This window comes from Streptomyces sp. NPDC001137 (genome assembly GCF_040298885.1).
Classification (GTDB): Bacteria; Actinomycetota; Actinomycetes; order Streptomycetales; family Streptomycetaceae; genus Streptomyces.
Genome location: NZ_JBEPBA010000002.1, coordinates 164,780 through 177,224, shown reverse-complemented (window position 1 = coordinate 177,224; position 12,445 = coordinate 164,780). Strand labels below are relative to the sequence as shown.

Below are 12,445 nucleotides of genomic sequence, written 5' to 3'. Positions count from 1 at the left end.
TGACCTCACCGCCGGCCTCCGGCACGCACCCGAGGAGCTGTCACCCCTGCCGCGGGTTCGGCTTCAGGACGGCGAACACCGCCTGGCCCGGGTCGGCCAGCCAGGCGATCCGGCCGACGTCCGGCACATCGGCGGCCGGCATCAGCACCGACCCGCCGTTCTCCTGCACCTTCGTCACGACGGCATCGGCGTCGGCCACCGCGAAGTACGGCACCCAGCGCGTCTCCTCGCCCTCGCCCTGGAGCGGGGCGACCCCACCGAAGGAGCCCTCCTGCTGGTCGCCGTCCTTGATGCTGAGCACCCGGTACGTCATCCCGGGTGCCTGCATCTCCTGGGAACGCCAGCCGAACAGACCGGCGTAGAAGCGGATCGCCGCCTCCGGGTCCCCGACGTGCAGTTCCACCCACACCAGGGTGTTGTCCTCCGAGGCCTTCTCCAGGCCCTTCGTCCTCCCGGGCTGCCATACGGCGAACCGCGCGCCCTGGGGGTCGGTGAACTGGCCCAGCCAGCCCTCACCCATGACGTCCATGGGTTCGGCACGCACGGCGCCCCCGCCGGTGACCACCTCGCGGGCGGTGGCCTGGATGTCGTCGCTCTGGAAGTACGTCGTCCAGGCCGAAGCGGCGCCCTCCTCGCTCAGCGGCCCGAGGGCGCCGACCGTCTTCCCGTCCTTCTGGAAGAAGCCGTACCCGCCGGCCTCGGGCCCGGCGGACACGAACTGCCACCCGAAGACGGCGCCGTAGAAGGCGGCGGCCGCGTCCGTGTCGGGGCTGCCGAGGTCGATCCAGTTGGGTGATCCGGTGCGGAAGTCGGTGCCGAGCATGCGCTTTCTCCTACGAAGTCCGGTGTCGAGACTCCGCCACGATGCCGCCCCCTTCGCACGGGGCTCGGTGCACAGGCCCGGCGGCCCGGGGGGTTTCACCCGGGCGGGCGTCCCGCATGCGGCCGGACCCCGGCGCGGGGCAGCTGTCAGCGGGTGAGCGCCTTGCGCAGGCCGGGCTTCGACGCGTCGGCCCATGCGGTCGGCAGTTCCCGTTCGCGGTCTGCGGCCACGGCCTGCTCCTGGCCGTACAGAAGGCCCCAGGTGAAACCGGGCTCCCCCGCGGCGTGCGCCGCCAGGGCCAGCTTCCGCAGGGCGTCCCGGGCCACGACGCTGTCCTGATGGTCCCCGAGCACCTTCTGCACGGCCTTCACACGCTTGCCGAGCCGCTTCGCCGGCTTGCCGAGCGAGGCACGCGCCGGTTCGGTGGCGTAGCGCGTCTTCTTGGCCGACTTACGGGCCTCGTGGAGCGCCACATCGCGTTCCGTCCCGGGGGAGAGCTCCAGCGCGTGCGCCACCCGGCCTGCCAACCGGTCGTACTCCTTGAAGATCGCCTTGGCCATCACCTTCTCCGGTGCGCGGGCGGCCTTGCGACGCAGCGGCGGCTGCTCGGTGAGTGCGGCCAGGGAGTTCAGCAGGGCCAGGTAGCGGGATGAGCGCAGGGCCTCGAGGGTGCGTCGACGCGCCTCGTCGGTGTTGGCGACGTTCCAGGCCTTCAACCGGGCCGCCACCGGCCCGATGACCAGCTCCGTGGGCAAGGCCTCGACGCGCGCACCGAGCCGTTCCATGAGGACCTCCTGGTCGCGCTCCGCGCCCAGTTCGCCGCCCAGCCACTTGAGGTCGTCGCGGATCGGATCGGTGATCGCACGGTCCAGCACCGACCGGTAGGAACGCAGGGTGCTGCGCAGCCGACGGCAGGCGACCCGCATCCGGTGCACCGAGTCGGGCACGTCACGGCGTACCGCGGGATCGAGGCGCACCAGGGTGTGAACCTGCTCGTCCACGTAGGTGAGGACGTCGTCGCCGGCCGAGCCGGGTACGCCGATCTCGGCCCGGACGTCCGGCAGCCGCGGACCGGCCACTCCTGTCTCCTCCAGGGCCCGCGCCAGCTTGGACGGGTTGGCCGCACGGTCGATGCCGTTCTTGTGCAGCGTCTTGTCCACGGCGTCCAGCAGCGAGACGTCGGTGTCCTCGGCGAGTTCGACCTCCATCTCGGTCCAGGCGGCCAGGGTGGTCATGCCGCGAAGGGATTCGGCGCGGACCTGGTCGACGGTCAGTTCGGCGAGGACCGCTCCCTCGGAGTCGACCAGCTGCCGGGTGCGGCGGGTGGACCGAATGCGGACGACCGGCGTCAGTTCTGCCCCGCGGGTACGGGAAAGGGCAAGGTCACGCAGGGTTTCCGGAACCTTCTCGGACAGCGGGGCCTGCACTTCCTCCCGACTGTCCTCCGACAGGGGCAGCTTCAGGTGCCAGCCCGCGTCGGGGCCGCCCGTCCTGCGCCGCAGCGTGGCGGACGCGCCGGCCAACCGCAGGTCCTCGGTGTCGTGGTACACGGCTTCCAGCTCGTCGGTGCCCTGTTCCACGACCGACACGATGCCGTCCACGCCGGTGAGCTCGGGGAGCCACGAGGTGTCATCGGCAGACGGAGCATCGTACTTTCGCTCTGTCTCACGCTTCGACTGGGTCATACCGATCGCGTACACCCCTCAGCGCGGCTCAAACCCGGGCGAGGCGCCAAGGACGCCCTGAACAGGGGGCCGCCTGTCCGGGCGGGGCAGCCCCCTTGCCCTGTTCACCCCGTCCCCCTAGCGTGGTTTTGTGCCGCAAATAAACAAACCCCGAACGCACAATGTCGTGCCGGGCAGCAACCCCACCGACCTCACCCGCCTCCGTATCGCCCTCACCGTCTTCTTCGCCCTCGACGGCTTCATCTTCGCCGGCTGGGTCGTGCGCATCCCCGCGATCAAGGAACAGACCGGTGCCTCCGCCGCCGCCCTGGGGCTCGCCCTGCTCGGGGTATCCGCCGGCGCGGTGATCACGATGGTGCTCACCGGACGCCTGTGCCGCCGCTACGGCAGCCACGCCGTCACCGTGGTCTGCGGCATCCTGCTGTCCCTGAGCGTCGCCCTGCCACCGCTGACCCACTCGGCCGTCGCGCTCGGCGCCGTCCTCCTCGTCTTCGGGGCCGCCTACGGCGGGATCAACGTCGCCTTCAACAGCGCGGCCGTCGACCTCGTCGCCGCCCTGCGGCGGCCGATCATGCCGAGCTTCCACGCCGCCTTCAGCCTGGGCGGCATGCTCGGCGCCGGGCTCGGCGGTCTGGTCGCCGGGCATCTCTCCCCCACTCGGCATCTCCTCGGCCTGACCTGCATCGGGCTTGTCGTGACGGCCGTGGCGGGACGCTCTCTGCTGCGCCGGCAGCCGCCCAAGCCACCCGAGCCCACAGGCGACCAGGGGCAGGACGGCCCGCGCCGCCTCGACGGCCGTCGCCGCGGGCTGGTTGCCGTGTTCGGGCTCATCGCGCTGTGCACCGCATACGGCGAGGGGGCCATGGCCGACTGGGGTGCACTGCACCTCGAACAGGACCTGGGCGCCTCCGCGGGAGCCGCGGCACTGGGGTACTCCTGTTTCGCGCTCGCCATGACCGCCGGCCGGCTGACGGGGACGACCCTGCTCGAACGTCTCGGCCGTACCCGCACGGTGATCGCGGGCGGCGCCACCGCCGCACTCGGCATGCTGGCCGGCTCCCTGGCGCCCTCGCTGTGGGCGGCTCTGATCGGCTTCGCCGTCACGGGGCTCGGTCTCGCCAATCTCTTCCCGGTCGCCGTCGAACGCGCCGGGACGCTCGCCGGCCCCGGCGGCGTCGCGACCGCCTCCACCCTCGGCTACGGCGGCATGCTCCTCGGCCCGCCCGCGATCGGTTTCATGGCCGACTGGTTCTCCCTGCCCACCGCCCTCACCAGCGTCGCGCTGCTGGCGGCGGTCGCCGCGCTCATCGGACTGGTGACGCGCCGCACCGCCGGGGGATGACCCGACGGCCACTCGCGGCCACCGCCCGCACCCTCGGCTCACCGGCTCAGGCGGGAGCAGTCACCCGATGGGCCGGTCGCCCGGATGCCTTCCCGGGGTACCAGGAAAGCGACAAAGCAACACACCGATCAACGCCAGTCAGCCCTTGGGGAAGGGGAGAGTCCCATGCCACAGCGCCTGCCGGCACCGTGGGGCCGCCGGACCGCACCTCCGCTCGCGTTCGCGTCGGCCGCCGCCGTCCTTCTCGCCGCGTGCAGCTCCGGCGGCGATGCGGACGGCGGGGACAAGGGGGGACCGCCCGCGATAGTCGTGCAGCCCGACGCCGGGAGTGCGAAGGTGCCGGTCGGGCGGAAGGTGACGGTGCACGCGCGGGGCGGATCCCTGATCTCCGTCGAGGTGGGCGCCCCGGGTCCGGGCCCGATCTCCGGCACCTGGTCCGAGGACAGGTCCGTATGGACCTCGACCACACCGCTCGCCCCGGGCACCACCTACACGGTGAAGGCGCACGGCAAGACGGACGGCGGGTCGGCTCTCGACAAGACCGCCTCCTTCACCACCCAGGCGCCGACGAACGCCTTCGTCGGCGAGTACCACCCCGACAGGGGCACGACAGTCGGCATCGCCATGCCGGTCTCGATCACCTTCAACAAGCCGATCCGCGACAAGGCGGCCGTCGAGCGGAAGCTCCATGTCACCGCCTCCCCCGCGGTCCAGGGCGCCTGGAGCTGGATGAAGGACCGCGACGGCAAGGACCGTATCGACTACCGCCCGGTGAACTACTGGCAGCCGGGCACCCGTGTCACGCTGCGCATGGACCTGGCGGGCGTGAACGCGGGCAACGGGCTCTACGGCACCCAGCAACGCGTCGTGGACTTCCGCATCGGGGACGCCGTGACGAGCACGGTGAACGTCACGACGAAGACGATGACGGTGCGGAAGAACGGCAGGACGCTGCGCACCCTGAAGGTCTCCAGCGGCAAGAAGGGCTACGAGACCTGGAACGGCACCATGGTCGTGCTGGGCAAGGTGCCGACCATCCGCATGAACTCCTCGACCGTGCGGATCTTCGGCCCCGAGGCGTACGACCTGGGCGCGGTCAAGTGGGACGTCCAGCTCACGCCGTCCGGCACCTATGTGCACGCGGCACCGTGGAACACGGGCAAGTTCAGCGTGGTCAACGCCAGCCACGGCTGCATCGGCATGAGCACCGGCGACGCCCAGTGGTTCTACGGCCTGGTCCGCCTCGGCGACCCGGTCACGGTCCTCCACTCCGTCGAGACCGTGGCGGCCAACAACGGCTACGGCGACTGGAACGTCCCCTGGTCCACCTGGAAGAAGGGCAGCGCTCTCCCCTAGTGCCCGGCCGGAAACCTGGCGCCGGCGCGCTGCTGCCGGCCGGGTTCCGCGGGATGCTGTCCTCGGTACGAGCGGGTCGGGAGGTGCTGGGATGCGGTGGTGGTCCGGGGTATGGATGATCGCCGGGATGGTCGTCCTGGCGGCGTGCGGCACGTCGGCGGGCGGCGGATCCACCGGACCGGCGTCGGCGTCCGGGAGCAGCTCGGCACGGCCGCCCTCCACGGCACCGACGGGCGCGCCCGCGTCCCCCTCCGGGCAGGGCCCGAGCACGTCGGCAACGGCGCCCTCGGCTCCGGCACGCCACTGCGTCGCCGGGCACACGGAGATCAGCGTCGCCCCCGGTGACGCGACCCAGCAGCGGCTGTGCGTGCGACCGGGGACGGTGGTCTCCCTCGTCCTGCGGCCCCGCACGGACGACAAGCGGTGGAAGGCCGTGAACACATCGGCACCGGCCCTGGTGGTGGCGTCCGGATGGCGGCTGGACGCCGACGGAACGGCCCACGCCGCACTGCGGTGCGCCGGCACCCGCGGCGGCGAGGCCGAGGTCACCGCGCTGGCGAAGGCCCCGGACGTGGCGGGCGCGGCCCGCGCCGCCTTCACGCTGCACGTGAGCGTGGTGCCGTACACGACGCAGGGGTGAGTCCGGAGCAACAACTCCTGTGAAAGAGCGCCCAAACACTCGACAGGCCTGTGGTAACCGGCGGTAACTTCTGTCAGGCTCACGCCGAAACCGCTTTCCCTCCACAGGAGACACACCCCATGCGCAGACTCCTCGCCTGCCTGGCGGCAGCGGCCGCCGCCCTCGGCGGGCTCACCGCCGTCGCGCCCTCGGCAGCGGCGGCCGACTCGGGCAGCTTCAACGTCCTCAGCTACAACGTGGCCGGGCTGCCCGCGGCGGTCAACAGCGCGCCGACGCCCCGCGAGTCCAGCACCACCGCCATCGGCCAGCGGATCGCGCCGTACGACATCGTCCATGTCGAGGAGGACTTCAACTACCACTCCTACCTCTACGCCGGCGACACCGCGCACGCCTACCGCACCCCCACCAGCGGCGGCGCGGGCATCGGCAGCGGGCTCAACACGCTGTCGAAAATCCCCTACGACACGGACGACTTCGAGCGCGTCCACTGGAACTCCTGCCAGGTCGACTCCGGCGACTGCCTGACCCCCAAGGGCTTCACCTTCATGCGCGAGCGCCTCGCCGAGGGCGTGTACGTCGACTTCTACAACCTGCACACCAACGCCGGCACCAACGACGGCGACGAGGCCTCCCGCGCCGACAACCTCAACCAGCTCACCGCCTTCATCAACATCCACTCGGCCGGCAACGCCGTCGTGGTCATGGGTGACACCAACACCCGCTACACCCGCTCGGCCGACACCATCGCCGAGTTCGCGGCGGCCAACGGGCTCACCGACGCCTGGGTGCAGCTGATACGGGGCGGCACCCCGCCGGCCAAGGGCAGCGACGCCCTGGTCTGCGACCAGTCCGGTGCGACCGTGCCCAACACCTGCGAGGTCGTCGACAAGGTCCTCTACCGCAGCAGCAGGCTGGTCTCGCTCAACGCGACGTCGTACAACAACGAGCACGCCAAGTTCCTCAACGACGCCGGGCTGATGCTCTCCGACCACGACCCGATCACCGTCGGCTTCACCTGGTCGCGCACGTCGTCCTACCAGCTCAGCGACCAGTTCGGCGGCCCGCACGGCGACTACTACAACGACATCGACAGCGTGCCCGCCGGCGCCCGCGCCACCACCGTCGCGCTGCGCTCCGGCTCCCGGGTCGACCAGATGAGCCTCACCCTGGCGAACGGCACCACGCTCGCGCACGGCGGGACGGGCGGCACCGCCTCCTCCCTCACCCTCGGCAGCGGCGAGTACGTCACGACCGCCTACCTCTGCCAGGGCGCGAAGGACGACCACACGCGGATCTTCTATGCCAGGTTCACGACCAACCTGGGCCGCACCCTCGCCGGCGGCACCACGACCTCCGACTGCGTGACCCGCACCGCCCCCTCGGGCTGGCAGATCGCGGGCTTCCACGGACGCTCGGGCGACGAAGTCGACAAGGTGGGCTTCATCTACACCCAGCGGTAAGGCAGTTGATGAGCACTCAGGGGCGGCTGCGCCTTCGGCCGCCCCTGAGCGGATCGGAGCCGGCCCCGGGTCCTGTTCAGGCCCGCTCGCCGCGGCAGCCGGGTGGGTAGCCGCGCCCTCTTCCCTTCGACCGGGCTCCATCCGGCACACTCGCCCCATGGAGACAGCCGAGTTCGTGGAGATCCTGGAGCGGGAGGGCCGGCTGCTGGCCGCGGCGGCCGAGGAGGCCGGGACCGGCGCCAAGGTGCCGACCTGCCCGGAATGGCAGGTGAAGGACCTGCTGCGGCACACCGGGATGGTGCACCGGTGGGCGGCCGCCTTCGTCGCCGAGGGGCACGCCTCCTACCACCCCGACGGCGGCCTGCCCGACCTCGACGGCGACGAACTGCTGGCCTGGTTCCGCGCGGGGCACCGGTATCTCGTCGACACCCTGACCTCGGCCGCCCCGGACATGCGGTGCTGGCACTTCCTGCCCGCGCCGTCACCGCTCGCGTTCTGGGCGCGCCGGCAGGCGCACGAGACCACGGTGCACCGGGTCGACGCGGAGTCGGCGCGGGGCGGAGGGACGAGCACGATCGAGCCCGGCTTCGCGGTGGACGGCATCGACGAGCTGCTGCGCGGCTTCCACGCCCGCCCGAAGAGCAAGGTACGCAGCGACGAGCCCCGGGTGCTGCGGGTCCGGGCGACGGACACGGGCGACGCGGTGTGGACCGTACGGCTGTCCCAGGAGGCGCCGGTGGCCGTGCGGGAGGCGGCGGGTGATGCCGACTGCGAAGTGGCGGGGCCCGCCGCGCAGTTGTACCTGGCGCTGTGGAACCGGCTGCCGTTCCCGGCCGTGACCGGGGACACCGCGGTCGCCGCACTGTGGAGCGAGAGGTCGGCCGTCACCTGGAGCTGACGTCGCCCGCCAGCATCCGTGTCAGCACCGCGCGCTGCACCGGCAGCACCTCGCCGTGCAGCGTGCGCCCCTTCGCCGTGAGGGCGACGCGCACGCCCCGGCGGTCCTCCGAGCACATGGCACGCTCGACGAGGCCGTCCTTCTCCAGCCGGGCGATCAGCCGCGACAGCGCGCTCTGGCTGAGATGGACCTGCTCGGAGATCTCCTGCACTCGGTAGTTGCACGAGTCGCCCGACAGCACGTCCAGCACCTCGAAGTCGCTGGCGCACAGGCCGTGCGGATGCAGTGCGCGGTCGAGTTCGCACTGAGTGCGGGCATGCAGCGCGAGGATGTCCCGCCACTGGTCCACGAGCGCCTGTTCGGCCTTCTTCGCCACCATCCGCGCACCGTAGCAGAGAAGAAGAATTATTGCATCGGAATTAAATGCATTTGCATTCGATGCATGCGCATGTAGTGTCTGTGTCCATGACCTCTCCGCTCTCCACCCCTGCGGTACCGTCCTCGGCGGCTCGCTGGACCCCCCGGCTGTGGGGCACCCTGCTGGTGCTCTGCGCCGCGATGTTCCTGGACGCGCTCGACGTGTCCATGGTCGGCGTCGCGCTGCCGTCCATCGGCTCCGACCTCGATCTGTCCACCTCGGCGCTGCAATGGATCGTCAGCGGCTACATCCTGGGCTACGGCGGTCTGCTGCTGCTCGGCGGCCGCACCGCCGACCTGCTCGGCAGGCGCCAGGTCTTCCTGATCGCCCTGGGCGTGTTCGCGCTCGCCTCCCTGCTCGGCGGGCTCGTCGACTCGGGTCCGCTGCTGATCGCCAGCCGCTTCATCAAGGGCCTGAGCGCGGCCTTCACCGCGCCCGCCGGCCTGTCCATCATCACCACGACCTTCGCCGAGGGCCCGCTGCGCAACCGGGCCCTGTCCATCTACACCACCTGCGCGGCCACCGGCTTCTCGATGGGTCTGGTGCTCTCCGGCCTGCTCACCGAGGCCAGCTGGCGCCTGACCATGCTGCTGCCCGCGCCCATCGCCCTGATCGCCCTGGTGGCGGGCCTGAAGCTGCTGCCGCGCAGCGAACGCGAGAAGGACCACAACGGCTACGACGTCCCCGGCGCCGTCATCGGCACCGCGTCGATGCTGCTGCTCGTCTTCACCGTCGTACAGGCACCGCAGGTCGGCTGGGCCTCCGCCCGCACGCTGCTGTCCTTCCTGGCGGTCGCCGCACTGCTGACCGTGTTCGTGCTCGTCGAGCGGCGCTCGGCCGGTCCGCTGATCCGGCTCGGTGTGCTGCGCTCCGGCAGCCAGATCCGCGCCCAGCTCGGCGCGATGGCCTTCTTCGGGTCCTACGTCGGCTTCCAGTTTTTGGTCACCCTGTACATGCAGTCGCTGCTCGGCTGGTCGGCGCTGCACACCGCGCTCGCCTTCCTGCCGGCCGGCGCGCTGGTGGCGGTGTCCTCGACGAAGGTCGGCTCGATCGTCGACCGGTTCGGCACCCAGCGGCTGATCGCGGCGGGCTTCGCGCTGATGGTCGTCGGATACGCGCTGTTCCTGCGCGTGAACCTCGACCCGGTGTACGCGGCCGTCATCCTGCCGTCGATGCTGCTGATCGGCGCGGCCTGCGCGCTGGTCTTCCCCTCGCTCAACATCCAGGCCACCAACGGCGTCGAGGACCACGAGCAGGGCATGGTCTCCGGGCTGCTGAACACCTCGGTGCAGGTGGGCGGCGCGATCTTCCTGGCCGTGGTGACCGCGGTGGTGACCGCCGGGGCCCCCGAACACGCCACCCCGCAGGCCGTGCTGGACAGCTACCGGCCCGGGCTGGTGGTGGTGACGGGCATCGCCGTCGCTGGCCTGCTGATCACCCTCACGGGCCTGCGGACACGCCGTACGCAGCAGTCCGTGGTGGTCGCCAAGTCCACTTCCCTGGAGGCGGATCGCGTACCCGTACGCGACTAGGGGGCGCCTCCCCTGTGCGCCCGGCGGGGCCTGCTTGCCCCGCCGGGCGCACCGCCGTGAGACTGGACGCATGGACGGATACGGGGGCCGGCGTCACAAGGCCGAGCAGGACGCGATGACCGTCGAGATCGGTTACGCGCTGGTCAGTGCGGTGTTCGCGGCGGCAGTGGTCTTCGGGGCGGTCGCCGGACCGGCGTTCCTCTTCGACCTGCCGGACCTGCTGTCCAGGTTGCTGCTGCGGGTCGGCCTGACGCTCGCCCCCCTCGTGTTCGTGGTCCGGGTCGTGAGCGTGGTGGTGCGCTTCAGGCGGGGCGCTCAGCCCAGCCAGCCCGGCCGCACCAGTCCCGACTCGTAGGCCAGGACGACCAGTTGGGCCCGGTCCCGGGCGCCCAGCTTGACCATGGTGCGGCTGACGTGGGTCTTCGCGGTGAGGGGGCTGACGACCAGGCGGCGGGCGATCTCCTCGTTGGACAGGCCGATGCCGACCAGGGCCATCACCTCCCGTTCCCGCTCGGTGAGTTCGGCGAGGGTCCCTGCGGCCGCGGGTTCCTTGGAGCGGGCCGCGAACTCGGCGATCAGACGGCGGGTCACGCCGGGTGAGAGCAGTGCGTCACCCTCGACCACCGCCCTTACGGCACGCAGGAGTTCCTCCGGTTCGGTGTCCTTGACCAGGAAGCCGGAGGCTCCGGAGCGGATCGCCTCGAAGACGTACTCGTCGAGCTCGAAGGTGGTGAGCATGACCACCTTGACGCCCTGCAGGGCCTCCTCCTCGGTGATCCGGCGGGTCGCCGCCAGACCGTCCAGCCGCGGCATGCGGATGTCCATCAGGACGACGTCCGGGCGCAGTTCGCGCACCTTGCGCAGCGCCTCCTCACCGTCGGCGGCCTCCCCGGCGACCTCGATGTCCGGCTGCGCGTCGAGCAGCGCCTTGAAGCCGGCCCGCACCAGTGACTGGTCGTCGGCGAGCAGTACGCGGATCACCGGTCGTCCTCCTCCTTCGACTCCGCCCCGACCTTGAGCGGCAGTACGGCGAGCACCCGGAAGCCGCCGTCCGGGCGCGGGCCCGCCTCGATCGTGCCACCCAGCGCCGCGGCACGCTCCCGCATTCCGGCCAGACCGTTGCCGCTGCCGCCCGCGTCGGCACCGGTCGCGGGCCCGTCGTCGTCGATGCACAGCCGTAGCGTCCGCTCGTCGTGGTCGAGGTGCACGCGCGCGTGGCGTGAGCCCGAGTGCCGTACGACGTTGGTGAGGGCCTCCTGGACGATGCGGAAGGCGGCGAGGTCGGTGCCGGGCGGGAGGAGGGGAGGTTCGCCTTCGACGTCGACCGTGAGGCCTGCGCTCGCCGCCTGTTCCACCAGCTCGGGCAGCCGGTCGAGGTCGGGTGCCGGAGCGCGTGGGGCGTCTCCCGGTGTGCGCAGCGTGTCGAGGACCTGGCGGACCTCGCCGAGCGCCTCCTTGCTGGCGGCCTTGATGGTGGTGAGCGCGGTGCGCGCCTGTTCGGGGTCGGTGTCGAGGAGGGCGAGGCCGACACCCGCCTGCACATTGATCACCGAGATGCTGTGGGCGAGGACGTCGTGGAGCTCCCGGGCGATCCGCAGCCGTTCCTCGTCGGCCCGCCGCCGTGCCGCCTGCGCCCGCTCGGCCCGCTCCCTGGCCCACTGCTCGCGCCGGATCCGGGCCAGTTCCGCCACCGCCACGATCGCCGCCACCCACGCGGCGATCACGGCCTCCTGCGCCCAGGGGGCCGCCGAGTCGTGCGACGGCGGCAGCCAGCGGTAGAGCCAGTGGGCCACCAGCATGTGCCCGGCCCACAGCATCGCCACCGCGCCCCAGGCGGCCCGCCGATGCCCCGAGACGATCGCACTGAAGCAGGCCACCACCACGGTGAAGAAGACCGGCCCGTAGGCGTACCCGGCCCCGAGGTAGACCGTCGCGGCGGCCGCCGTGCCGTACACGACGAGCACCGGATGGCGACGGCGCCACAGCAGCAGTCCCGAGCCCACCAGCAGCAGCACGCTCGCGAAGACGTCGAGGGAGGCCCGCTTGCCCTCCTGCTGGTGCGCCGCGTAGTGGGAGCCGGCGAGCACGAAGGCGGTGAGCAGGACGGTGGACAGCCACGGCCGACGGGCCTGATGGTGCTCCTCGCCCCAGCGGTTCAGCCACGGCGGCCCGTGCCGCCACCACTGGGGCGGCCCGCCGCCGTGCCCACGCTGCTCGTCCATGACGGCCACGCTAGACGTGAGTGGGCGCGCGGGGCGTCCACCGGGCGTGGTGATCAGCGGTACTCCCCG

The 12,445-nt window shown here is 71.7% G+C and carries 12 protein-coding genes; 7 read left to right on the top strand and 5 right to left on the bottom strand.

Features of this window, described 5'->3' with window-relative positions; all coding sequences use genetic code 11:
* Window positions 1-40 precede the first annotated feature (40 nt).
* Both ABT254_RS03825 and ABT254_RS03820 read right to left on the bottom strand, forming a co-directional pair.
* The gene (locus ABT254_RS03825; protein WP_351463165.1) at window positions 41-823 is read right to left on the bottom strand and encodes a VOC family protein; all 783 of its coding nucleotides are present in this window, start codon (window positions 821-823) and stop codon (window positions 41-43) included.
* A gap of 146 nt (window positions 824-969) precedes the next feature.
* Window positions 970-2,508 (bottom strand): CYTH and CHAD domain-containing protein, encoded by a 1,539-nt coding sequence (locus ABT254_RS03820; RefSeq protein ID WP_351463163.1) that lies wholly within the window; start codon window positions 2,506-2,508, stop codon window positions 970-972.
* 166 nt (window positions 2,509-2,674) lie between these two features.
* On the opposite strand from ABT254_RS03820, the gene ABT254_RS03815 reads away from it, so the two are divergent.
* From ABT254_RS03815 to ABT254_RS03795, 5 genes are all read left to right on the top strand, one after another.
* Window positions 2,675-3,850: an MFS transporter gene (locus tag ABT254_RS03815; RefSeq protein WP_351463161.1), complete on the top strand. Its 1,176-nt coding sequence runs from the start codon at window positions 2,675-2,677 to the stop codon at window positions 3,848-3,850.
* 165 nt (window positions 3,851-4,015) lie between these two features.
* Entirely contained in the window at window positions 4,016-5,206 is a 1,191-nt protein-coding gene (locus ABT254_RS03810; RefSeq protein ID WP_351463159.1) for a L,D-transpeptidase, read from the top strand.
* A gap of 91 nt (window positions 5,207-5,297) precedes the next feature.
* The gene (locus ABT254_RS03805) at window positions 5,298-5,846 is read left to right on the top strand and encodes a hypothetical protein (RefSeq protein WP_351463157.1); all 549 of its coding nucleotides are present in this window, start codon (window positions 5,298-5,300) and stop codon (window positions 5,844-5,846) included.
* A gap of 119 nt (window positions 5,847-5,965) precedes the next feature.
* Complete coding sequence (locus tag ABT254_RS03800; protein ID WP_351463155.1) at window positions 5,966-7,306, top strand: jacalin-like lectin; 1,341 nt, start codon at window positions 5,966-5,968, stop codon at window positions 7,304-7,306.
* A gap of 157 nt (window positions 7,307-7,463) precedes the next feature.
* Window positions 7,464-8,204, top strand: coding sequence for a maleylpyruvate isomerase family mycothiol-dependent enzyme (locus ABT254_RS03795; protein ID WP_351463153.1), 741 nt, complete (start codon window positions 7,464-7,466; stop codon window positions 8,202-8,204).
* Here ABT254_RS03795 and ABT254_RS03790 read toward each other — a convergent pair.
* Window positions 8,191-8,583, bottom strand: a complete 393-nt coding sequence (locus ABT254_RS03790; RefSeq protein ID WP_351463152.1) for a MarR family winged helix-turn-helix transcriptional regulator — start codon at window positions 8,581-8,583, stop codon at window positions 8,191-8,193. The two genes, ABT254_RS03795 and ABT254_RS03790, sit on opposite strands and share 14 nt — an antisense overlap.
* Before the next feature lie 86 nt (window positions 8,584-8,669).
* On the opposite strand from ABT254_RS03790, the gene ABT254_RS03785 reads away from it, so the two are divergent.
* Together ABT254_RS03785 and ABT254_RS03780 are read left to right on the top strand one after the other, a co-directional pair.
* Window positions 8,670-10,154 carry an MFS transporter gene (locus tag ABT254_RS03785; RefSeq protein ID WP_351463150.1) on the top strand — a complete coding sequence of 495 codons (1,485 nt, stop codon included), beginning with the start codon at window positions 8,670-8,672 and terminating at the stop codon, window positions 10,152-10,154.
* A gap of 70 nt (window positions 10,155-10,224) precedes the next feature.
* Window positions 10,225-10,509, top strand: coding sequence for a DUF6332 family protein (locus ABT254_RS03780; RefSeq protein ID WP_351463148.1), 285 nt, complete (start codon window positions 10,225-10,227; stop codon window positions 10,507-10,509).
* Here ABT254_RS03780 and ABT254_RS03775 read toward each other — a convergent pair.
* On the bottom strand, window positions 10,470-11,135 hold the full coding sequence (locus ABT254_RS03775) for a response regulator transcription factor (RefSeq protein WP_351463146.1): 666 nt from the start codon (window positions 11,133-11,135) through the stop codon (window positions 10,470-10,472). The genes ABT254_RS03780 and ABT254_RS03775 overlap by 40 nt on opposite strands.
* On the bottom strand, window positions 11,132-12,376 hold the full coding sequence (locus ABT254_RS03770; protein WP_351463144.1) for a sensor histidine kinase: 1,245 nt from the start codon (window positions 12,374-12,376) through the stop codon (window positions 11,132-11,134). Before ABT254_RS03770 ends, ABT254_RS03775 begins: the two co-directional genes overlap by 4 nt.
* Window positions 12,377-12,445 lie beyond the last annotated feature (69 nt).